The organism is Amycolatopsis sp. ATCC 39116 (assembly GCF_000231075.2).
GTDB classification, from domain to species: Bacteria; Actinomycetota; Actinomycetes; order Mycobacteriales; family Pseudonocardiaceae; genus Amycolatopsis_E; species Amycolatopsis_E tucumanensis.
The window spans coordinates 26,395-47,526 of record NZ_AFWY03000038.1 but is presented as its reverse complement, the minus strand read 5'-3'; the positions used below and the strand labels follow the sequence as shown (position 1 = coordinate 47,526).

At 71.6% G+C, this 21,132-nt stretch carries 17 protein-coding genes; 5 read left to right on the top strand and 12 right to left on the bottom strand.

The window, feature by feature from the left end; all coding sequences use genetic code 11:
• Positions 1 to 21: 21 nt before the first annotated feature.
• The 7 genes from AMY39116_RS0329590 to AMY39116_RS0329560 are packed head-to-tail and all read right to left on the bottom strand — an operon-like array spanning position 22 to position 10,285.
• Positions 22 to 1,878 carry a sialidase family protein gene (locus AMY39116_RS0329590; RefSeq protein WP_020421228.1) on the bottom strand — a complete coding sequence of 619 codons (1,857 nt, stop codon included), beginning with the start codon at positions 1,876 to 1,878 and terminating at the stop codon, positions 22 to 24.
• Positions 1,879 to 1,893: 15 nt separating this feature from the next.
• The gene (locus tag AMY39116_RS0329585) at positions 1,894 to 3,867 is read right to left on the bottom strand and encodes a beta-galactosidase (RefSeq protein ID WP_020421227.1); all 1,974 of its coding nucleotides are present in this window, start codon (positions 3,865 to 3,867) and stop codon (positions 1,894 to 1,896) included.
• Entirely contained in the window at positions 3,864 to 4,787 is a 924-nt protein-coding gene (locus tag AMY39116_RS0329580; protein ID WP_020421226.1) for a dihydrodipicolinate synthase family protein, read from the bottom strand. The genes AMY39116_RS0329585 and AMY39116_RS0329580 overlap by 4 nt, the downstream gene beginning before the upstream one ends.
• Positions 4,784 to 5,740, bottom strand: a complete 957-nt coding sequence (locus tag AMY39116_RS0329575) for an ABC transporter ATP-binding protein (RefSeq protein WP_020421225.1) — start codon at positions 5,738 to 5,740, stop codon at positions 4,784 to 4,786. The genes AMY39116_RS0329580 and AMY39116_RS0329575 overlap by 4 nt, the downstream gene beginning before the upstream one ends.
• Positions 5,737 to 7,713 carry a dipeptide/oligopeptide/nickel ABC transporter permease/ATP-binding protein gene (locus AMY39116_RS0329570; RefSeq protein ID WP_027936320.1) on the bottom strand — a complete coding sequence of 659 codons (1,977 nt, stop codon included), beginning with the start codon at positions 7,711 to 7,713 and terminating at the stop codon, positions 5,737 to 5,739. Before AMY39116_RS0329570 ends, AMY39116_RS0329575 begins: the two co-directional genes overlap by 4 nt.
• Complete coding sequence (locus tag AMY39116_RS0329565) at positions 7,713 to 8,672, bottom strand: ABC transporter permease (RefSeq protein WP_020421223.1); 960 nt, start codon at positions 8,670 to 8,672, stop codon at positions 7,713 to 7,715. The genes AMY39116_RS0329570 and AMY39116_RS0329565 overlap by 1 nt, the downstream gene beginning before the upstream one ends.
• Before the next feature lie 11 nt (positions 8,673 to 8,683).
• The gene (locus AMY39116_RS0329560) at positions 8,684 to 10,285 is read right to left on the bottom strand and encodes an ABC transporter substrate-binding protein (RefSeq protein WP_020421222.1); all 1,602 of its coding nucleotides are present in this window, start codon (positions 10,283 to 10,285) and stop codon (positions 8,684 to 8,686) included.
• A gap of 160 nt (positions 10,286 to 10,445) precedes the next feature.
• On the opposite strand from AMY39116_RS0329560, the gene AMY39116_RS0329555 reads away from it, so the two are divergent.
• A complete protein-coding gene (locus tag AMY39116_RS0329555; RefSeq protein ID WP_020421221.1) occupies positions 10,446 to 11,156 on the top strand; it encodes a FadR/GntR family transcriptional regulator in 711 nt (236 codons plus the stop codon).
• 282 nt (positions 11,157 to 11,438) lie between these two features.
• On the opposite strand, the gene AMY39116_RS0329550 is transcribed toward AMY39116_RS0329555, so the two are convergent.
• Together AMY39116_RS0329550 and AMY39116_RS0329545 are read right to left on the bottom strand one after the other, a co-directional pair.
• Positions 11,439 to 12,404 carry an acetylxylan esterase gene (locus AMY39116_RS0329550; protein ID WP_020421220.1) on the bottom strand — a complete coding sequence of 322 codons (966 nt, stop codon included), beginning with the start codon at positions 12,402 to 12,404 and terminating at the stop codon, positions 11,439 to 11,441.
• A 74-nt stretch (positions 12,405 to 12,478) separates the two neighbouring features.
• Complete coding sequence (locus tag AMY39116_RS0329545) at positions 12,479 to 13,141, bottom strand: TetR/AcrR family transcriptional regulator (protein ID WP_020421219.1); 663 nt, start codon at positions 13,139 to 13,141, stop codon at positions 12,479 to 12,481.
• 96 nt (positions 13,142 to 13,237) lie between these two features.
• Between AMY39116_RS0329545 and AMY39116_RS0329540 the strand changes: the two genes are divergently transcribed.
• The 3 genes from AMY39116_RS0329540 to AMY39116_RS0329530 are packed head-to-tail and all read left to right on the top strand — an operon-like array spanning position 13,238 to position 16,871.
• Positions 13,238 to 13,723, top strand: coding sequence for a (2Fe-2S)-binding protein (locus AMY39116_RS0329540; RefSeq protein WP_020421218.1), 486 nt, complete (start codon positions 13,238 to 13,240; stop codon positions 13,721 to 13,723).
• Entirely contained in the window at positions 13,720 to 14,712 is a 993-nt protein-coding gene (locus AMY39116_RS0329535) for a xanthine dehydrogenase family protein subunit M (RefSeq protein WP_020421217.1), read from the top strand. The genes AMY39116_RS0329540 and AMY39116_RS0329535 overlap by 4 nt, the downstream gene beginning before the upstream one ends.
• On the top strand, positions 14,709 to 16,871 hold the full coding sequence (locus AMY39116_RS0329530) for a xanthine dehydrogenase family protein molybdopterin-binding subunit (protein ID WP_020421216.1): 2,163 nt from the start codon (positions 14,709 to 14,711) through the stop codon (positions 16,869 to 16,871). The genes AMY39116_RS0329535 and AMY39116_RS0329530 overlap by 4 nt, the downstream gene beginning before the upstream one ends.
• 50 nt (positions 16,872 to 16,921) lie before the next feature.
• Here AMY39116_RS0329530 and AMY39116_RS0329525 read toward each other — a convergent pair whose 3' ends face one another.
• The gene (locus AMY39116_RS0329525; RefSeq protein ID WP_020421215.1) at positions 16,922 to 17,536 is read right to left on the bottom strand and encodes an RICIN domain-containing protein; all 615 of its coding nucleotides are present in this window, start codon (positions 17,534 to 17,536) and stop codon (positions 16,922 to 16,924) included.
• Between the two features lie 191 nt (positions 17,537 to 17,727).
• On the opposite strand from AMY39116_RS0329525, the gene AMY39116_RS0329520 reads away from it, so the two are divergent.
• Positions 17,728 to 18,675, top strand: coding sequence for a helix-turn-helix transcriptional regulator (locus AMY39116_RS0329520; protein ID WP_020421214.1), 948 nt, complete (start codon positions 17,728 to 17,730; stop codon positions 18,673 to 18,675).
• 475 nt (positions 18,676 to 19,150) lie between these two features.
• On the opposite strand, the gene AMY39116_RS0329515 is transcribed toward AMY39116_RS0329520, so the two are convergent.
• Together AMY39116_RS0329515 and AMY39116_RS0329510 are read right to left on the bottom strand one after the other, a co-directional pair.
• Positions 19,151 to 20,749, bottom strand: a complete 1,599-nt coding sequence (locus AMY39116_RS0329515; RefSeq protein WP_020421213.1) for a cation acetate symporter — start codon at positions 20,747 to 20,749, stop codon at positions 19,151 to 19,153.
• Positions 20,746 to 21,081 (bottom strand): DUF485 domain-containing protein, encoded by a 336-nt coding sequence (locus tag AMY39116_RS0329510; RefSeq protein ID WP_020421212.1) that lies wholly within the window; start codon positions 21,079 to 21,081, stop codon positions 20,746 to 20,748. The genes AMY39116_RS0329515 and AMY39116_RS0329510 overlap by 4 nt, the downstream gene beginning before the upstream one ends.
• Positions 21,082 to 21,132: the final 51 nt, after the last annotated feature.

The following is a 21,132-nucleotide window of genomic DNA, read 5'->3' as shown; positions in this document are numbered from 1 at the left end:
ACGGGGCCGGGACTCCGCGACTCAGAACGGCAGCCGCAGCACCAGGGCGTCCCGCACCGGGGCGTTCGCCCGGACGGCGTCCAGTTCGGACGGTGACAGTGCCTTGCGGTAGAGCCGGACGTCGTCCAGCGCGCCGTTCAGTCCCATGCCGCCGTCGAGGCGGCGGCCGAGCCAGAACTGGAACGACACCCGCTCCGTCACCGAACCGGCCGCCGCCGGGCCGGCCGCCACCTGCACGCCGTCGACGAACAGCAGCAACTGGCCGCCGGTGCGCTGCAGCGCCACGTGGTGCCACTGCTGATCGTTGAACGCGCCCGCCGACGTCACCTGCTTGGTGCCCGCAGTGGTGGTCATTGACCCGATCAGCCGGTTCGCCCCCGGCTCACCGCGCAGCCAGATCTGCGGCGCGGTCGAGCCCATGCCGCCCATCCAGAAGAACACCTGGTTGCTCGTCGACGCGCCGTACCGCACCCAGCCGGTCCACGTGAAGTCACCGTCGCCGACCACCTGCGCGCTGTCGTAGGGCACGCGCACGAAGTCGTCCACGCCGTCCAGCGAGAGCGCGCTGCCGTAGCGGCCTGCCGTGGACACCGGGCCGCCCACGAGGTAGGCGTCCGACCGTTCGCCGGACACGTCCCGCGTGGTCGGGCCGGCCGAGTTGCGCCAGCCCAGCACGTCCTCGGTGAAGCGGGCGAAGCGGATCTCGTCGCGCGCGTCGACCGGGCCGCCCTCGTACATCAGGCCGATCTCGGTGGTGCGCGCGGACCGGTCGCTGATCTGGACCATGTCCGAGTAGCCGGACCACTCGTCGGTCACCCGGCTGCCCTGCTCGGCGTTCTCCCAGCTCCGGCCGCCGTCGTAGGAGGAGCGGATCATCATCCACCGGCGCCGGTCGGTGTCCGACGGCGACGCGAACAGGATCCGGTCCGGCCCCGGCCGGTCCAGCCGCAGCAGCGAGCCCTGCACGATCGGCGTGACCAGGTCGGGGATCGTCCGGAACGGCTGGCTGAACGTCTCCCCGCCGTCGCGGCTGATCGCGTAGTCGCGGTTGCCGATGTCGGTGCCGCCCTGTTCGCGGCCGCCGGCGTAGATCGAGCCGTCGGCCAGTTCGACGACGCTGATCTCCTGGGGCCGTTGCGAGTATGCGCTCTTCGGCGGGAACGAATAGGTGTCCACCGCGCCGATGTGCCAGGTCTGGCCGTGGTCGTCGCTGTAGACGAGCGCGCCGTGGTTGGCCACCACGTCGGTGCCCTCGGCGGTTTCGGCGTTCACGCCGAACACCAGCCGCCCGCGGTGCGGCCCCTTGGTGAGCTGGATGCCGTGCACCGGGCCGGAGGCGTACCAGGCGTTCCACTCCGGCCTGCTGGCCTGGGCGCTGATGTCCACCGGCGTGGACCAGGTGAGCCCGTCGTCGTCGCTGTACTGCACGTGCGGGGTCCGCGCGCACGGCACCTCGCAGTTCTTGCCGCCGGTGAGACCCGCGTTGTAGGTGGAGATCAGCACGATCCGGCCGGTCTGCTGGTCGACGATCGGGACCGGGTTGCCGTGTGTGTCGCCGTCGCCGGAGTTGATGACTTCCAGCGGCGACCAGGTCCGGCCGCCGTCGGTGGAGCGCTTGAGGACGAGGTCGATGTCACCGGCGTCGCCGCAGTCGTTGACCCGGCCCTCGGCGAACGCGAGGAGGGTGCCGGCGGTGCTCTTGACGATCGCGGGGATGCGGAAGCAGAAGTAGCCCTGCTCCTGCTTGGGGTTGAACAGCGACTGCTGGTCGAAGCCCGGTCTGGCGGTGTCGGCGGAGGCGGTGACCCCGCCGCCGAGCAGACTGGCGAACAGCACCGCCACGAGCGGGACCGCGCGCCACGCTGCGAACGATCTCATGTGCCTTCCCTTCGGTCAGTGAATCCGGAGGACTGCGACGCCGCGCGGTGGCAACGTGTGCCGGGCCGAGGGCGCCGAACCGGTGAGCAGGTCGGGGGCCGGTTCTCCCAGGTCCACCGCGACCGCATCCGTGTTGTGGTTGAGCAGGAACAGGAACTGCCGGTCCGCGGCTTCCCGTCGGACCGCCTGGACCCCGGCGGGCAGCCCGGGCAGGACCGGTCGCACGCCCGCTTCCGCGGCCACCCGGTCGGCCAGCTCGCGCATCCCGGCCGGGTCCAGCCGCGTGCCGAGGTACCAGGCGACACCCGCGCCGTAGGCGTGGCGGGTCACCGCGGGGAAACCGGCCAGGTCACCGCCGTCGAAGGTCACGACAGCCTCCGCGCCGCGCAGCTCCACGGCTTCCGACCACAGGCTGCCGGTCCACTCCGGACTCAGCGGCACCGAGGTGCCCGGCGCCAGCGGCCAGAACTCCTCCACCGCCACCCCGAGCGCCTCCCGCAGCGGGGCAACCGGGTAGCCGCCGAGGTGGGCCCGGTCGCACGAGTCGACGATGCCGGAGAAGAACGACACCACCAGGTGCCCGCCGCCCTCGACGTAGCGGCGCAGGCCCTCGGCGGTGTCCGCATCGAGCAGGTACAGGTTCGGCACCACGACCAGCCGGTACCCGGACAGGCGATCGGGGCGCACCACGTCGCAGGAGATGCCGGCGTCGAAGAACGGCGCGTAGTGCGCCAGGTGCGCGTCGAGCTGCGCCACGTCCGCCGACGGGTGCGCGTCCAGCTCCAGTGCCCACCAGCTGTTCCAGTCGTGCAGGAACGCCACGTCCGATCGCACCCGGGTGCCCTCGACGTCGGCCAGCGCCGCGAGGTCCTGCCCGAGCGCCCGCGCCTCGGCGAACACCCGGGTGTCCGCGCCGGCGTGCGGCACCATCGCCGAGTGGAACTTCTCCGCGCCACCCCGGCTCTGCCGCCACTGGAAGAACATCGCGGCGTCCGCGCCGCGCGCCACGGCCTGCAGCACGCCCTGCCGCATCACGCCGGGGGCCTTGGCGCCGTTGTGCTTGCGCCAGTTCACCGCGCTCGGCGCGTGCTCCAGCAGCATCCACGGCTGCCCGTTCTTCAGCGACCGCACGACGTCGTACCCGAACGCCGCCTCGACGTGCCCCCGCGGGTCGTAGGGCTCGGGGTAGGAGTCCAGCGACACCACGTCCTCGTGCGGCTCCCACGCGTGCCAGTCCAGCGCCTTCTGCACCAGCCCGACGAAGTTGGTGGTGAGCGGGACCTCCGGCGTGACCCGGCGCAGGACCTCCGCCTCCACGCGGTAGCACGCCAGCGACGCGTCCGAGGAGAACCGCTGGTAGTCCAGCTGCTGCGCGGGGTTGCGGAACGACGGCGCCACCCGCGGCGGCTGGATCTCCGCCCAGTCCGAGTAGCCCTGCGACCAGAACGTCGTCGACCACGCCGCGTTCAGGGCGTCCAGCGTGCCGTACCGCTCGCGCAACCAGGACCGGAAGTCCTCGGCGGAGGTGTCGCAGTAGCACGCCCGGATGTGGCAGCCGTACTCGTTGCCGACGTGCCAGATGTGCAGCGCCGGGTGGTCGCCGTACCGGTTCGCGAGCTGCTCCACCAGCCGCGCGGCGTGCTCGCGGAACACCCGGCTGGACGGGCAGAACTGCTGCCGCGAACCCGGCGAGAGCCGTGTCCCGTCCTCGCGCACAGGCAGCACCTCGGGGTGGCGGTGGGTCAGCCACGGCGGTGGTGAGGCGGTCATCGTCGCCAGCGCGACCTGGATGCCGGCGGCCGCGAGCTTGTCCATCACCGTGTCGACCCAGCCGAAGTCGTACTCGCCCGGCCGCGGCTCGACCTTCGCCCAGGAGAAGACGCCGAGCGTCACCAGCGTGACCCCGGCCTCGGTCATCAGCTTGACGTCCTCGTCCCAGACGTCCTCGGCCCAGTGCTCGGGGTTGTAGTCCGCGCCGTAGTGGATCACAGCAGGCCCGCCTCCGTGAGCGCGCCCTTGATGCGCAACAGCTCCTCGTCGTTGAGCGGCAGCTGCGGCGGCGCCATCACCGAGTTGTCGATGAACCCGCGCATCTTCATCGCCGCCTTGAACGCGCCGAGCCCGGCCGAGCCACGGCCCATCCGCTCCGGCGGCGCGGCATGCGTGATGTCGTACAGCCGCATGAGCCGGTCCTGTTCCCGCCGTGCCGTGGCGAGATCGCCCGCCCGCACGCGGTCCCAGATCGTCACGTACCCGGCGGGGTCCACATTGGCCAGTCCGGGCACCGCGCCGTCCGCGCCCATCTGCAGCGCGAGGTCCACCACCAGCTCGGACCCGGTGAACACGGCGAACTCCGACAGCCCGCGCTCCCGGCGGCCCAGCAGCAGCGCGCCGAACCCGGCCTCGTCGCCGCTGGAGTCCTTCAGCCCGGCCAGCACGCCGTCCTCGGCCAGCCGCAGGACCATCTCCCGGTCCAGCTTCGAGTGCACCGCGACCGGAATGTCGTAGGCGAAGATCGGCAGCGAGGCCTGCGCGTGCAGCAGCCGGAAGTGCTGTTCGATCTCCGCCGTGTGCGTGCGGGTGTAGTAGGGCGCGGTGATGACCAGCGCGTCCGCGCCCGCATCCTCGGCGACCCGGATGTGCTCGGCGACCCGCAGCGTCGTCATGTCGATGCACCCGGCGAGCACCGGGACCCGGCCGCCGACGTGCGCCACCGCCGTCTCGATCACCACCCGGCGCTGCCGGTCCGGCAGGAACGCCACCTCGCTGGACGAGCCCAGCACGAACACCCCGTGCACACCGGCGTCCAGCTGGACGTCCAGGTGCCGGCGCAGCGAGTCCACGTCGATGGTGAAGTCGTCCCGGAACGGGGTGCACAACGGGGGGATGATGCCGGTGAATCGAGTCATCGCACGCTCACTTCGAGTTCGGGGTGGATGCAGTGGTAGGTGTGCCCGTCGCCGGCGTCGGCGGCCGGGGGCACCGCCCCGGCGCACTCGTCCGTCGCTTTCGGACAGCGGGTGCGGAAGGCGCACCCGCTCGGCGGGCTGACCGCGGACGGCACCGGCCCGGTCAGGACTATCGGTTCGATCGGGTTCAGCAGGCTCGGCGTGGCGGAGAACAGCGCCCGCGTGTACGGGTGCCGCGCGTCGCCGGGGATCGCCGTTGCCGGGGCGTCCTCGACGATGCGGCCCAGGTACATCGTGACGATGCGGTCGCTCATCTTGCGCACGGTCTGGATGTCGTGCGACACGAAGATCATCGCCAGGCCCAGCCGGTCCCGCAGGTCGAGCAGCAGGTTGAGGATCTGCGCGCGCACCGACACGTCCAGCGCCGAGGTCGGCTCGTCGGCGACCAGCAGCGACGGCTCCAGCGCCAGCGCACGCGCGATCGCCACGCGCTGCCGCTGGCCGCCGGACAGCTGCCCGGGCACCGCGTCCGCGACGCTGGGCGGCAGGCCGACCAGCTCCATCAGCTCGCGCACCCGCTCGGCCCGCTGCGCCGGGGTGCCGACGCGGTGCACGTCGAGCGGGTCCCGCACGATGCGGGCGATCGACATCCGGCGGTTCAGCGCGGTCGACGGGTCCTGGAAGATCATGCCGATGTCGCGGCCGAACTCGCGCTGGTCGGCCACCGGTTCGCCGTGGTAACGCACGACGCCCCTGGTCGGCTTCTGCAGCCCGACGACCACCTTCGCCAGCGTGGTCTTGCCGCACCCGGACTCGCCGACCACGCCGATCGTCTCGCCGGGCCGCACGGTCAGCGTCGCGTCCGTCAGCGCGTGCACGGAGTCGTGCCCGAACAGCCCGGACGAGCGGATCTTGTGCACCACGTGCACCCGGTCCAGTTCCAGCAGGGTCATGCCGGCGCTCCCTTCACCAGGACCTCCGGTTCCGCCACCGGTTCGGCGGGGTGGTGGCACGCGACGAGGTGGTCCATCCCGGTGCCCTCGACCACCGGCGGGTCGGTGCGGCAGTGCGCTCGCGCCGCCGGGCAGCGGTCGGAAAACCGGCAGCCGGGCGCGAAGTCCGCCGGGGCCGGGACGACGCCCTTGATCTGGGTGAGCCGGGCGTCGTTCTCCTCCAGCGACAACACCGCGCTGAGCAGGCCGCGCGTGTAGTGGTGCCGCGGCGCGCCGACGACCTGCGCGGTCGTGCCCGCCTCGGCGACCTGCCCGCCATACATCACTACCACGCGATCGGCCACATCGGACACCAGCGCCAGGTCGTGCGACACCAGCACCAGCGCGAAGCCCAGCTCCTCCTGCAGGCGCAGCAGCAGCGAGATGACCTGCGCCTGCACGGTCACGTCCAGCGCGGTGGTCGGCTCGTCGGCCACGATCAGCTTGGGGCTGCGGGACAACGCCATCGCGATCAGCACCCGCTGCCGCTGCCCGCCGGACAGCTCGTGCGGGTAGGCGCGCAGCGTGCGGTCCGGGTCGAGGTTGACCAGCTCCACCAGCTCGCGCGGGGTGCGGGTGCCGCCGCGGCGGGTGAACTGCTTGAGCTGCGCCTGGATCGTCATCGCCGGGTTCAGCGAGCTGAGCGCGTCCTGGTAGATCATCGCGATGTCGTGCCCGAGGTGCCGGCGCCGCGCGGACGGTTTCATCGTGAGCAGGTCTTCGCCGTCGAAGCGGATCCGGCCGGACAGCCGCGCGGTCCGCGGCTGCAGCCCGACGATCGACAGCGCGGTCAGCGACTTGCCGCAGCCCGATTCCCCGATCAGGCCGAGCACCTCGCCCGAGCGCACGGTGAACGAGACGTCGTCGACGACGTTGACGCCGTTGTGCCGCTCCGGGAACGCGATCGTCAGCCCCTCGACGGAGAGCAGGGTGTCGCGCCCGGTCAGCGCGCGGGCGCGGCGGGACAACCGTTCGCCCACCTCGCGCAGACCGCGGATCGGCAGCACCGGCGCGACGTTCTCGGCCGCCTCCTCGGCGACGACCGCCTTGGCGACCTCCGCCGCCTTCGCGGTGCGGGACGACGGCGCCGCCCACGCGTCCGAGATCCCTTCGGACAGCACGTTCAGCGCCAGCACCGTGAACAGGATCATCAGGCCCGGGAACAACGTGGCCCACCAGCCGTCGTTGAGCACCATGTCCTTGCCGTCGGCGAGCACCGAGCCCCACGACGGGTCGGGCGGCTGGATGCCGGCGCCGATGAACGACAGCGACGCCTCGAACACGATCGCGTCGGCCACCATCACCGTGCAGAACACCAGGATCGGCGCGGCGCAGTTCACCGCGACGTGCTTGACCAGGATGAAGAACCGGCGCGCGCCGATGATGTGCTCGGCCGCGACGTAGTCCTCGCTGTACTGCGCCAGCACGTTCGCCCGCACCACGCGCGCCACCGGCGGCACGTTGACGAACGCGATCGCCAGGATCAGCACCCCGATGCCGCGGCCGAACACCGCGACGAGCACGGCCGCGAGCGCGATGCCGGGGAAGGCCATCAGCACGTCCAGCACGCGCATGACCACCGAGTCCACCCCGCGCCGGGAGGTGGCCGCGAGCGCCCCGATCAGCGCGCCGCAGACCAGCGCCAGCGCGGCGGCGCCGAGCCCGATCGCGAGCGACCAGCGGGCGCCGTGCACCACGCGGGAGAGGATGTCGCGGCCGGACTGGTCGGTGCCGAACCAGTGCGCGGCGTTCGGCCCGGTGACCTCGGTGCCCAGCGCGTAGGGGTCCTTGACCAGCAGCGGGCCGATGAGCGCCACCAGCGCGAGCACGGCCAGCACCCCGATCGAGATCCACGACGCGGTGTTGAACCGGCGGAACCGGATGCCGGGCCGGGACAGGCGCTGCGTGAGCCCGGGCCGGTACAGCTGCCGCATCACGACCGGCTCCGCAGGCGCGGGTTCACGATCAGGTACAGCACGTCGACGATCAGGTTGACCAGGACGAACCCGACCGCGATGGTGATCACGAAGCCCTGGACCTTCGCGGTGTCGCCGTCCTTGACGGCCTGGATCATGTTCTGTCCCATCCCGGGCAGCGCGAACATCGTCTCGATCACGACGGCGCCGCCCAGCAGGTAGCCGACCCGCAGGCCGAGCACGGTGAGGGGGTTGATCAGCGCGTTGCGCAGCACGTTGCGGCCGACGACCACCACCGGCGGCAGGCCGCCGCCGCGCGCGGTGCGGACGTAGTCCTTGTCCAGCTCCTCGACCATCGAGGTGCGGATGATGCGCGTCAGCTGCGCGGCGACCGGCAGCGCGAGCGAGATCGCGGGCAGCGCCAGCGAGTTGAGCCAGCCGCCGAACGAGTCGGCCGGGCTGACGTACCCGCTGGTGGGGAACAGGCCCTCGCCCACCGCGAGCCACTGGACGAGCAGCACCGCGATCCAGAACGCGGGCGCGGCGACGCCGGCCAGCGTGACGATCCGGATCAGCTGGTCCGGCCAGCGGTCGCGGAACAGCGCCGAGGTCACGCCGAGCACGAGCCCGGCGACGATCGCGATCAGCAGGCCCAGCAGGGTGAGCTGCACGGTCAGCGGCAGCGCGGTGGCGATGACCTGCCCGACCGGCTCCTTCGTGATCACGCTGGTGCCGAAGTCGCCCTGCAGCAGGTGCCAGACGAAGTGCACATACTGCAGCGGGAGCGGGTCGAGCAGGCCGTTCTCCTGCCGGAACTGCTGGAGCTGTTCCGGCGTGGGGTTGGCGTCGCCGAGCGCGGCCACCGCCGTGTCCACGGGGGAGAACTGCATGACGATGAAGACGAACAGGACCACCCCGAGCACCAGCGGGATCAGGGCGAGGATGCGGGCGAGCAGCATCCGCACGACGACGGCCATGGCAGCGCCCCTCAGACCGGCTTGGCCTGGTTGAGGTAGATGCCCGGGTAGCCCTGCGCCCGCACGCCGGTGATCTTCTGCGCGTTCCACGCCGTGCCGAGCTGGGTGAACACCACGGGGTAGATGACGGCGTGCTCGGAGATCAGGTCCAGCAGCTGCTTGGTGAGCTGCGCGCGGCGCGTCTCGTCGGTCTCCGCGGCGGCCTGGTTCTGCAGGTCCAGCAGGGCCTGCGACTCCGGGCCGGTCCACCGGGCGTAGGTGGTCATCAGCACCGACGTCTTGTCGTAGTAGTAGCGGGTCAGCAGGTCCGGGTCGTTGCCGAACTGCAGCGGGTTGTTGGTGGTGGCGACGACCTCGAAGTCCTTGCCGCTGTCCAGTTTCGAGAACAGCGCCTTGGTGTCCTGCGAGTCCAGCGTGGTGGTCACGCCGATCGCGTCCCAGCCCTCCTTGATGACCTTCACGCAGTCCGAGACGAGCGAGGTGTTGGTGGTGGACAGGGTGATCGCCAGGTTGGTGACGCCGGCCTGCTGGAGCAGTTGCCTGGCCTTGTCCGGGTTGTAGGCGAAGTCGTTGGCGGCCGGCTGGGACGCGGGCAGCTTCGGGTTGATGAACGAGGTCGCCGCCGTGCCCGCGCCCTGCAGGCCGATCTGGATCATCTTCTGCTTGTCGATGGCGTAGTGCAGGGCCTGCCGCACGAGCTTGTTGTCGAACGGCGCGTGCGCGGTGTTGAACATCAGGAACAGGTTGTTGCCGCCGTCGGCGAATTCGACGCTGCGGCCGGACTTGCGCAGCTGTTCGGCGTTGGCGGCCGGGATGTTCTCCACGATCTGCGCCTCCGGGTTGGCCCCGGAGATGGCCGCGACGCGCGGCGCGGCGTCCACGATCGACTTCCACAGCATGGACTGGTAGGCCGCCGGGCGCGGGCCGTTGTACTCGGCGAACTTCTCGAAGCGGGTGTAGGACAGCGGGGCCTGCTCGACGACCTTGTACGGGCCGGAGCCGACGACCTTGCCGCCCGCGGCGTCCTTCCACTTGCCCTCGAAGACGTGCTTGGGGCAGATCTTGGCGGTCTGGATTCGCTTGAGGGCGTACGGGAACGGGTGCTTGAGCACGAACTCGACGGAGTTCTCGCCGGTCTTGCGCACTTCGGCGAGCCAGTCCGCGAAGAAGCTGTGGACCAGCACCTTTTCGTTGGGGTCGAGCACGCGGGCGTAGGTGAAGACGACGTCGTCGGCGGTCACCGGGGTGCCGTCGTGCCACTTGGCGCCGTCGCGCAGCTCGAACTTCAGGCTGGTGCCGGTGAGGTCGGCCGGGAGCGCCTTGGCCAGGCCGGGGAACGGGTCGCGGGTGATCGGGTCGCCCTCGACCAGCGATTCGTAGCAGTGCAGGTTGGCGGCCATCGAGAAGGCGGATGCCGTCTGCAGCGGGTCCCAGGTCTGGTTGTTGCCGTAGCCGATGACCGCGGTGAGCGTGCCGGTGGAGCTGCCCGTGGTGTTGGTGGATGCCGGTCCGCCACAGGCCCCCAGGGTGACCGAGAAGGCCGCGGCCGTGCCGGCGAGTCCGGTGTACCGCAGGAAATCGCGGCGGCTGAGGCCGGACAGGCTGTGCGACATGACGTCTCCTGACTTGTGCGTCGTTGATCAGGCCGGAGCATGGAAGTAGGACGTAGGACGTCCTGCGACCGGGTGACTGTAAACAGCGGCGCGTCCCGTGGTCAAGGGGTCTGACGTAGGATGTCCGGAAATCCGGCGGTCAGCAGGCGGGGAGTTGGATGTGGCACGCCCTCAGCTCGGCGACGAGATCAGCAAACGGATCATCGACCTGATCATCGAGCGGGACCTCCCGCCGGGGTCGCCGATGCCGACCGAGCTGGACCTGATGGCCGACATCGGGGTGAGCCGCAATTCGATCCGCGAGGCGATCCGGGCGTTGCGGGCGCTGGGGATCGTCGAGGTGCGGCACGGGTACGGGACGTTCGTCGGCTCGGCCGGTTCGGAGGCGCTGCGGACGTGGCTGCTGTTCCGCACCCGGACGCCCGGGGCGGGGACGACGGGCCGGTTGCGGGACCTGCTCGAGGTGCGGGAGATGCTGGAGACCGAGCTGACGCGCCGGGTGGCGCGGCGGCACCGGCCGGAGCTGATCGCGGCGCTGGAGTCGTGTGTGGCGCGGATGCGCAAGGGCCCGGACAGCGCGGCCGCCGACCGCGAGTTCCACGACCTGATCTGCGCCGAGGCCGGTTTCGACCTGGCCCGCGAGCTGACGCGCCTGTTCTGGGACGTGTACCGGGCGGCGGAGGCCGAGCTGGGCGGCCCGGCCGGCTCGGCGAGCTCCACGGCGAAGCGTCACCAGGCGATCGTGGATGCCTTGGTGGCGGGGGATGCCGATGCTGCTGAGGAGGCCGTGCACCGGCACTTCGACGAGGTGCGAAAGCGCGCGAAGGCCGGCAAGTACGGGGGATTCGGGGTGGCGGCGCCGGTTGATTAGAGGGCGCTACGTGGGTTTCTGCGCTGCGCGCGGCTGGAAGCGCCGGCCTCGCTTCGCTACGCCCGGATAGCCCCTTCCGAACCCGATCTTGAATTGTTCGGTTGCCGAGACACCGCGTCAAGGCGGGAAAGCGTGCCTTGACCCGGTGGCTCGGCAACCGATTTGGCTGGGGATCGGGTTGCGGGAGGGGACTGGTCGGTGGGGTTGTTGCTTTTCGTTGCCGGCTGCCCGATGCGAGTCGGCAACGAAGTGAAGCCGACGCAGTAGAAACGCGCGTAGCGCCTACAAAATCCGCCTCAACCAGGAGGCCTGCTCGGCGACTTGAGCCCCCTGCCCTCCTTCGTGCTCGTTCCACTCCCACACCCGGATCTCCCCATCCCCGCCCCACCGGTTGAACGCCGCGAACACCGTCGACGGAGGGCAAACCGGATCCCGCAGCGCCACGCTGAACAACGCAGGCGCCGAAGCCCGCGGAGCCAGCACGGCCCCGTCGAAATACCGCAGCGTGGCAAACGCCTCCCCGGCCCGGTGCCGGTGCGCCGCCAGCCACGTCACCAGCTCCAGGTACGGCCCCTCGGAAGCGATCTCCGCCCCGCGCCGGAAGTGGCACAGGAAGGGCACGTCCGGCATCGCGGCCGCGACTCCGGGCGCGAGCGCCGCCGCGGCGATCGTGATTCCGCCGCCCTGGCTGCCGCCTGCCACCACGATCCGGTCCGCGTCCACCGACGGGTGCGCCCGCGCCGCCGCCACCGCGCGCACCGCGTCGACGTACACCCGCCGGTAGAAGTACTGCTCCGGGTCCAGGATCCCGAGTGTCATGAAACCTGGCACGTGCGGCCCGGCCGACCACGAGTCGCCCGTCGCGCCGGGCACCGCCTTCCCGCCCTGGCCGCGCGTGTCCACCACCAGGTGTGCGTACCCGAACGCCGACCACGTCAGGTAATCGTGCGGCAGGCCGCGCCCCAGGTTGTACCCCAGGTACTGCACCACGCACGGCAACTTCGCCGGCCGGTCCCGCGGCAGCAGCAGCCACGCCGAGATCCGCTGTCCCGCCGCGCCGGTGAACGACGCGTCGAACACCTCCACCGTCCGCAGCAAAGTCTCCTGTGGACGGAACACCGGGTCCAGCGGTGACCGGTCCGCCTCGGCCAGCGCGGTGGCCCAGAAGGCGTCCAGGTCGGTGGGTTCGTCCAGAGGCGGCCGGTATTCGGACAGCTCCGACAGCGGCAGGTCGTACAGCGTCGTCACGCTGGGGACCCTAGCGCCGGAAACCGCCGCCGACGAGGGGTTCAGCCGATTCTGTCCACACCGGACAAAAAAGGTCAGTCCCGGCCCTCACGCAGCGTCGGCAGCCCCGCCGCCAGGGCCCGCAGCATCCGCTTCGCCGTGGGGGCGAACTGGATGCACAACGCGGCGATCACCGGGTCCTCCGCGTACAGCTTTGCCATCACCGGCGGCGGGTTGGCCGCCGGGTACAGCAGCGCGGCGAGACCGGCCGCCGCGCCGACCAGTTCGCCCGCCTCGTCCTCGGTCAGGTCCGGCCGCGCCCGCGCGACGGCGGACGACACCTTCGCCAGCGCCTCGGCTGTCCGTAGCTTGAAGGCACGCGCCGCCTCGACGGTCACGTTGTGCTCCAGCGTGATCGAGCTGTGCGAGAGCAGGTCGCAGAACAGGGGACGCTCCTCGAGCGTCTCCACCAGCGCGTCGAACACGCCGTCGGGCGAGGGGGCCGCGGCGATGCGCTCCAGCGCAGCCGTCTCCCAGTCGTGGAACTCCTGCGCCGCCAGTTCGAGGTAGATCTCCTCGCGGGTGGCGAAGTAGCGCGCCAGGTTGGACTTCGCGAGCCCGACCGCGGCCGCGACGCTGCCCAGGCTGACGTTGCGCACGCCCGAGGTGAGCGCGAGCTCCCGCGCCGCCGCGAGGATCGCCTCGCGTCGCTGCTGCTTGTGCTCCGGGCGTCGCGCGCGGAGGAACTCTTTCGACATCGCCGGATCATTCTACGACCCGCGATTAGAGGACGCTGTTCTCTTGTTAAGAGGACGGTGTCCTGCTAGCTTCGGGAGAAACCGGGAGGAGCAGACATGGTCGAGGTGTCACTGCGGGTCAACGGATCCGCGCAACGGCTGGACGTCCCGCCCCAGGTCAGCCTGCTCGACGCGCTGCGCGAGGAGCTGGGTCTGACGGGCACGAAAAAGGGCTGCGACCAGGGCGCGTGCGGCGCGTGCACCGTGCTGGCCGACGGCGACCGCATCAACTCCTGCCTCGCGCTGGCGGTGCAGTACGACGGGCGGGAGATCACCACGGTCGAGGGGCTCGGCCACCCGCTGCAGGAGGCGTTCGTCCGCGCCGACGGCCTGCAGTGCGGCTACTGCACGCCGGGCCAGCTGTGCTCGGCGGTGGGCATGCTCGCCGAGCACAAGGAGGGCGCGCCGAGCGCCGTCACCGAGCACCTGACCACCTCGCCGGAGCTGAGCGACGAGGAGATCCGCGAGCGGATGAGCGGCAACCTGTGCCGCTGCGGCGCCTACAACGGCATCGTCGACGCGATCCGGGAGGTCGCGGAATGAGATCGTTCACCTACGTCAGCGCCCCGGACGTGCCCGCCGCGCTCGCGGCCGTCGCGGACGGCGACGCCAAGTTCCTCGGCGGCGGCACGAACCTCGTCGACCTGATGCGCGAGGGCATCGAACAGCCGGCCACCGTGGTCGACGTCAGCCGCCTGCCGCTGACCGCCGTCGAGGAGCTGCCCGGCGGCGGCGTCCGCATCGGCGCCCTCGTGCGCAACAGCCGCCTCGCCGCCCACCCGGTCATCCGCGCCAGGTACCCGGTGCTGGCGCACGCGATCCTGCACGGCGCCTCGGCCCAGCTGCGCAACATGGCGACCGTCGGCGGCAACCTGATGCAGCGCACCCGCTGCCTCTACTTCTACGACGACGCCGCGCCGTGCAACAAGCGCACACCCGGCAGCGGCTGCGGCGCCCTCGACGGGTTCGCCCGCTCCACGGCCGTTCTCGGCGTGAGCGACCACTGCATCGCCACCCACCCCTCCGACATGGCCGTCGCGCTGGCGATGCTCGACGCCGTCGTCGAGGTCGAGAGCACCCGCGGCACCCGGCGGATCCCCATCGCCGACTTCCACCGCGCGCCCGGCGACACCCCGCACGTCGAAACGGCGCTGGCGCCCGACGAGCTGATCACCGCGGTCGAGCTGCCGCCGGTGCCGGTGGCCGCGAACTCCCGGTACCGCAAGGTGCGCGACCGCGCGTCGTACGCGTTCGCCCTGGTCTCGGTCGCCGCCGCGCTGCGCGTCGAGGACGGGGAGATCGCCGAGGCACGCGTGGCGCTCGGCGGCGTCGCGACGAAGCCGTGGCGCGCGGCCGAGGCCGAGCGGCTCCTGGTCGGCGCGCCGGCCACCGACGACACCTTCCGCCGCGCCGCCGAAGCCGAACTCGCGCCCGCGATCACCCGGGAAGCCAACGCGTTCAAGGTCGGCCTGGCCGTCCGCACGACCGTGGCGACCCTGCGTCAGCTGGCCACCGGGGGAGGTGCGGCATGAGCGTCATCGGCGCCCCGCTGGACCGCCGCGACGGCCCGGCCAAGACGACCGGCGCGGCGCGGTTCGCGGCCGAGCACCTCCGCCCCGGCCTCACGCACGCCGCGCTGGTGCACGCCACGATCAGCCGCGGCCGCGTCACCCGCCTCGACACCACGGCGGCGAGCGCGGTGCCCGGCGTCATCACCGTCCTGACCCACCACAACGCGCCCCCGCTCAAGCCGGCGCCCAAGGTGAACCCGCTCAACCTCAGCACGCTGGTGTCCGGCACCTCGGTGAACTACCTGCAGGACGACGAGGTCCACTTCGACGGGCAGCCGGTCGCCGTGGTGGTGGCGGAAACCTCGGCCGCGGCGAAGGAAGCGGCGGCGCTCGTGCGCGTGGAGTACACGCTGCTGCCCTCCACTGTGGACTTCGAGTCGATGGCGCCGCACGCGAAGAAGCAGCCGTACAGCCCGGTCTCCCCGGGCGAGGCGAAGAAGGGCGACGCGGAGAAGGCGTTCGGCGAGGCGCCGGTGACCGTGGACCACCGGTACACCACGCCGCCGCACCAGCACAACGCGATCGAACCGCACGCCACCATCGCGGAGTGGGACGGCGACCGCCTCACCGTGCACGAATCGACCCAGTCCATCGACTGGTGCCGCAACCACCTCGCCGTCCGCTTCGGCGTGCCCGTCGCCGACGTGCGGGTGATCGCGCCGTTCGTCGGCGGCGGTTTCGGCGGCAAGGCCATGGTCTGGCCGGGCACGGTCCTCGCCGCGCTGGCCGCCCGCGCGACCGGACGGCCGGTGCGGCTCGTGCTGACCCGCGAGGACGTGTACCGCACGGTCGGCGGCCGGACGCCGTCGATCCAGCGCGTCGCGCTCGGCGCGGACCGGGACGGCTCGCTGACCGCGCTGATCCACACCAGCGTGACCCGCACCGGCCGCGTCGGCGGCGCGCCCGAGCAGGTCACCTCGCAGTCGCGGCACCTCTACGGCGCGGACAACATCCTCATCCAGGCGAGCACGGTCGAGCTGGACCTGGTGCCGAACACGTCGATGCGCGCGCCCGGCGAGTCGATCGGCACGTTCGCGGTCGAGTCGGCGGTCGACGAGCTGGCCGCCGAGTTCGGCATGGACCCGATCGAGCTGCGGATGCGCAACGAACCCGAGCGCAACCCCTTGGACGGCAAGGAGTTCACCCACCGCAGGCTGCGGGAGGTCTACGAAGCCGGCGCGTCGCGGTTCGGCTGGCGGGACCGGGCGCCGGAGCCCGGCGCGACGCGCGACGGCCGGTGGCTGGTCGGGATGGGGGTCGCCACGGCCTACCACCCGGCGTGGCTGTTCACCGCCAACGTGACGCTGCGGCTGTCGGCCGACGGCACGGTCCTCCTGCGCTGCGGCTTCCAGGACATGGGCATGGGCGCGGCGACGGCGCAGGCGCAGATCACCGCGGACGCGCTCGGCGTGCCGGTCGACGCGGTGCGCGTCGAGTACGGCGACTCGGCGCTGCCGGTGGCGCCCACCGCGGGCGGTTCGACGCAGACCGCGAGCGTGGCGGCCAGCGTGCTCGAAGCGGCCGAGAAGCTGAAGCGGCGCCTGCCGAAGGGGTCCGGGGACCTGGTGGCGGCCGTGCGGCGGGCGGGAGTGCCGCACGTGGAGGTCTCGGTCGGGTCGGACAGCCGCTTCGGCCGCCTCGCCGGTCAAGCCCGGCTCATCGGCCGGTTCGTGCGCGACCGGCGGCGGGTGCGGGCCGCGACCGGGGCGCAGTTCTGCGAGGTGCGCGTCGACCCGGACACCGGCGAGGTGCGGATCTCGCGGTGGCTCGGGGTGTTCGACATCGGCACGGTGGTCAACGCGAAGACCGCGGCGAGCCAGCTGCGCGGCGGGATCGTGATGGGCATCGGCATGGCCCTGTCCGAGGAGACCCTGGTGGACCCGCGCACCGGGCGGATCATGAACCCCAGCCTGGCCGAGTACCACGTGCCCGTGCACGCCGACGTGCCACGCATCGAAGTGTCCACACTGGACGACCCGGACCCCACGACGCCGCTGGGCATCGTCGGCGCCGGGGAGGTGGGTATCACGGGAGTGGCGGCGGCCGTGGCGAACGCGGTGTTCCACGCGACGGGTAAACGGGTGCGCCACCTGCCGATCACGCTGGACAAACTGCTCTGACCGGACGAACGCCGGGCGCCGGCAACCGGCGCCCGGCGTTCACGGGAGCGTCAGAACCACCACTGGTTCTGCGCGCCCGCCACGTACTGCCACAGCTGCACGACCGTGCCGTTGCGGTAGCTGGTGTTCAGGTCGGCGTCGAGGTACCGGCCGCTCTGCACGTTCTGCAGCCGCAGGTAGCCCTCGGGGATCTCGTTGACGGCGAACCACTGGTTCTTCGCGCCGGCCACGTAGTCCCACAGCTGCACGACGGTGCCGTTGCGGTTGATCGTGTTCAGGTCGGCGTCGAGGTAGCGGCCGCTGTAGGCGTTCTGGAACCGGTAGTAGCCCTCCGGGATCTGCCGGATGTACCAGGCCTGCTGAGCCGCGTATTCGTCACACGCCCACAGCTGCACCTTGGTGCCGTTGCGGTTGATGGTGTTGAGGTCGGCGTCCAGGCAGCGGCCCGGGTCCGAGGCCGGGCCGAGCAGGTAGGCCTGCTCCTCGGCCATCGTGTTGACGCCGCCCTTGACCTGGTTCGGGTGCGCCGGGCGCAGCACCAGCCCGTCCAGCGACGTGACCGGCTCGCCTGCCTGCTGGGCCGCGCCCGCGCTCGGCGCCACGAACAGCGAGAGCAGGCCGGCCAGCAGTGCCGCGGCCGCGAACGGCCGCTTCAGTCTTCTCATGGGTTCCCCATTCCGTGACGGGGCGCGGAATCCTCCGGCCGCACCCCGGAGTCTGGATCTTCGCCGCGGGGGCGCTCCGGAGTCGACCACATTTCCCGGACGCTCAACAACGCTGTTCAACGGTGTAACGGACCGGTATCGCGAACGATCTCTCCAGTGCGGCCACAGTTTTTTCGCGGAGAGGATCGCCGGTGCGCCTGGAGCTGAAATCGCGCGACCTGACCCGCGTGGGGCTGTGCAACGCCGCCGATCCGTGCTGGGAGCTGGCGAGCAGCGTGCGGCTGCTGCGGGACGAGGAGGTGGCGTTCGGCTGGTGGCGACGCCGGGTCCAGGGCCGGCTGCCGGAGTCGTTCCCGGTGCTGCGGTGGCTGTACACCTCGGGGGAGGTGCCGGAGTTCCTGCTGCCCGCGGGCGGTGACCTGGCGTCCGGGCTCGCGGCGGTGCTGGGCACGCCGCCGGACCGGGTGCGGGCCGCGCTGGCGGCGCTGCCGGAGCCGCGTGGACTGCCGCCGTGGGCCGCGGCCTTGCGGTCCGGCTCGGACGCCGCGCTGTCTCGGCTGGTGCAGGCGTTGCGGGAGTACTTCATGGTCGCGCTGGCGCCGCACTGGGACACCGTGCGGGCGCGGGTCGAAGTGGACCGGCAGGCGCGGATCCAGGCGCTGGCCGACGGCGGGGTGGACGGTCTGCTGGCCACGCTGCGCCCGGTGCTGCGGTGGGAGCCGCCGTACCTGGTGACGGGCGTGGCGAGCCCCGGCACGCCGCGGCGGACGGCCGGGGTGCTGCTGGTGCCCACCTACTTCACGGTGCAGCCGTGGATCGTGCCCGGCTCGACGGGCCCCGTGCGCCTGGGATACCCCGCGGCGGCCGAAGACCCGCGCGTCCGCCGTGCCCCGCACGCCACCCCACGCGCCCTGGCGGCGCTGCTGGGCCCGACCCGCGCGGCGGCGATGGTCCTGGCGGCGGCCGGGTGCAGCACCTCGGACCTCGCGGCGCGCCTGGGAGTGACCCCGTCAGCGGCGAGCAAGCACATGTCGGTGCTGCGGGCGGCCGGCCTGATCGCGAGCCACCGCAACCGCAACACGGTGCGTCATTCACTGACCCCACTGGGAATGGCGTTGGTGGACGGCGCTTCGACGTGAAGGTGGCCCGGCACTGGCGATGGCATTCCGGGCGGAATGGCCCGCCCGGCGTAAGCGGGCCACGACGTCCGGCAGCGGTGGTGGAACGCCCGGGAGGGGCGGTGGGTGCGGCGTTGAGGCGCGCAGTGGGATTGCAACCAGGCCCGGCCCGCCTGGGGCCGGACCGTCGTGTGGCACTTGCCGTGGGCGGCGCGTCGGCGTGAGCGAGCCCCGGCGCCAGGGCAGCGGCGCGGTTCCGCCGAATGGCACTTGCCGGGTGCGACGGCGCTTCGGCTTGGGGGTGGCCTGGCACTGCGGCGATGGTGCTCGGGCTTGGCGGGGCGCCGCTGGATGGGGCGGCGCGTCGGTGCGGGTTGAGGCGCGGGGAGGGATCGCGCGTGGCCACCGTGTGGCACTTGCCGTGGAGGGCGCTTCGGCATGAGCGAGCCCCGGCGCCAGGGCAGCGGCGCCGGGGCTCGGGGAGAAGGCGGGGCGGCTAGTGCGCCGTCGCCTTCTCGGCGCCGGCGCCGGTCAGCGAGCGGACCTCCATCTCCGCGTGCTTGCGCTCGTCGTGTTCCTTCGACAGCAACGTGCCGACGATGCCGAGCAGGAACGACGCCGGAATGGACACCAGGCCCGGGTTCTGCAGCGGGAACCAGTCGAAGTTCGCGTTCGGCAGCATCGACTTCGACGTCCCGGACACGGCGGGCGAGAACACGATCAGCGTGATCGTGATCGCCAGGCCGCCGTAGATGCTCCACAGCGCACCCGAGGTGTTGAACCGCTTCCAGAACAGCGAGTACAGGATCGTCGGCAGGTTCGCCGACGCCGCCACCGCGAACGCCAGCGCCACCAGGAACGCGACGTTCTGGTTCTTCGCCAGGATGCCGCCGACGATCGCGACCGCGCCGATCACCACGGCGGTGATCCGGGCGACCCGCACCTCGCCGTTGGGGTCGTCCACCTTGCCCTTCTTGATCACGTTCGCGTAGATGTCGTGCGCGAACGACGCCGACGCGGTGATCGTCAGCCCTGCCACCACGGCGAGGATCGTCGCGAAGGCGACCGCGGCGATGAACCCGAGCAGCACCGGCCCGCCCAGTTCCAGCGCCAGCAGCGGCGCCGCCGCGTTCTCCGAACCCGGCGCCTTGCGGATCACGTCCGCGCCGACGAGCGCGTTCGCGCCGTAGCCGAGCACCAGCGTGAACAGGTAGAACAGGCCGATGAGCGCGATCGCCCACACGACGGAACGACGGGCTTCCTTCGCGGTCGGCACGGTGTAGAACCGCATCAGCACGTGCGGCAGACCGGCCGTGCCGAGCACCAGCGCCAGGCCCAGCGACAGGAAGTCGATCTTGGACGTGCCGGTCGCGCCGTAGCGGGCGCCCGGGTTCAGCACCGCCTCACTGGAGCGGTCCACCGCGCCCTGCAGCAGCGCGGACAGGTTGAGCCCGTACTTGCCCAGCACCCACACGGTCATCAGCGCGGCGCCCGCGATCAGCAGGACCGCCTTGATGATCTGCACCCAGGTGGTGCCCTTCATGCCGCCGACGAGCACGTAGATGATCATCACGACACCCACGACCGCGATGACCACCGACTGCCCGACCCCGCTGGACACGCCCAGCAGCAACGAAACCAGCACACCGGCGCCGGCCATCTGCGCCAGCAGGTAGAAGAAGCTCACCGCGAGCGTGGACGTCGCCGCCGCCGCGCGGACGGGCCGCTGCCGCATCCGGAACGCCAGCACGTCGCCCATCGTGAACTTGCCGGTGTTGCGCAGCAGTTCCGCGACCAGCAGCAGCGCGACCAGCCACGCCACCAGGAAGCCGATGGAGTACAGGAACCCGTCGTAGCCGTACACCGCGATGGCGCCGGCGATGCCGAGGAACGACGCGGCCGACAGGTAGTCACCGGCGATCGCGACGCCGTTCTGCGGCCCGGTGAACGCGCGCCCGGCCGCGTAGTAGTCCGACGCGGTCTTGGTGTTCCGGCTGGCGCGCAGCACGATCACCAGTGTGACGGCCACGAACAGGCCGAAGATGCTGATGTTGAGCGCGGGGCTGCTGCCCGCGACTCCCGCGGCGAGGTTCATCGCGCGCCTCCCTCGACGTCCTCACGGATGCGGTCGGCGATCGGGTCCAGCTTCCGGTTGGCGAAGCGGACGTACAGGCCGGTGATCAGGAACGTGGACACGAACTGCAGCAGTCCCAGCAGCAGTCCGACGTTGAAGTTGCCGATCAGCTTGGTCGACATGAACCCGTGCGCGTAGTCGGCGAGCAGGACGTAGAGCAGGTACCAGCCCAGGAACAACGCGGTCATCGGGAAGACGAAGCCCCGCAGCCTTCGGCGCAGCTGCGCGAATTCGGGGCTGGAGTGGACCTTCGTCCACTCCTCGTGGCCGAGATCGTGCTCGGTGGCCGCCACTGGAGACCTCCTTGTCGTGTGGTGGCGGACACGTTAGGAGGTCACGACGTG

What these genes read in the sequence shown, in the direction of transcription:
- AMY39116_RS0329570 (WP_027936320.1), bottom strand. Translation starts at nt 7,713, where the DNA reads ATGCGGCAGCTGTACCGGCCCGGGCTCACGCAGCGCCTGTCCCGGCCC.
- AMY39116_RS0329545 (WP_020421219.1), bottom strand. Translation starts at nt 13,141, where the DNA reads ATGTCGAAAGAGTTCCTCCGCGCGCGACGCCCGGAGCACAAGCAGCAG.
- AMY39116_RS0329590 (WP_020421228.1), bottom strand. Translation starts at nt 1,878, where the DNA reads ATGAGATCGTTCGCAGCGTGGCGCGCGGTCCCGCTCGTGGCGGTGCTG.
- AMY39116_RS0329565 (WP_020421223.1), bottom strand. Translation starts at nt 8,672, where the DNA reads ATGGCCGTCGTCGTGCGGATGCTGCTCGCCCGCATCCTCGCCCTGATC.
- AMY39116_RS0329580 (WP_020421226.1), bottom strand. Translation starts at nt 4,787, where the DNA reads ATGACTCGATTCACCGGCATCATCCCCCCGTTGTGCACCCCGTTCCGG.
- AMY39116_RS0329535 (WP_020421217.1), top strand. Translation starts at nt 13,720, where the DNA reads ATGAGATCGTTCACCTACGTCAGCGCCCCGGACGTGCCCGCCGCGCTC.
- AMY39116_RS0329530 (WP_020421216.1), top strand. Translation starts at nt 14,709, where the DNA reads ATGAGCGTCATCGGCGCCCCGCTGGACCGCCGCGACGGCCCGGCCAAG.
- AMY39116_RS0329540 (WP_020421218.1), top strand. Translation starts at nt 13,238, where the DNA reads ATGGTCGAGGTGTCACTGCGGGTCAACGGATCCGCGCAACGGCTGGAC.
- AMY39116_RS0329515 (WP_020421213.1), bottom strand. Translation starts at nt 20,749, where the DNA reads ATGAACCTCGCCGCGGGAGTCGCGGGCAGCAGCCCCGCGCTCAACATC.
- AMY39116_RS0329575 (WP_020421225.1), bottom strand. Translation starts at nt 5,740, where the DNA reads ATGACCCTGCTGGAACTGGACCGGGTGCACGTGGTGCACAAGATCCGC.
- AMY39116_RS0329525 (WP_020421215.1), bottom strand. Translation starts at nt 17,536, where the DNA reads ATGAGAAGACTGAAGCGGCCGTTCGCGGCCGCGGCACTGCTGGCCGGC.
- AMY39116_RS0329560 (WP_020421222.1), bottom strand. Translation starts at nt 10,285, where the DNA reads ATGTCGCACAGCCTGTCCGGCCTCAGCCGCCGCGATTTCCTGCGGTAC.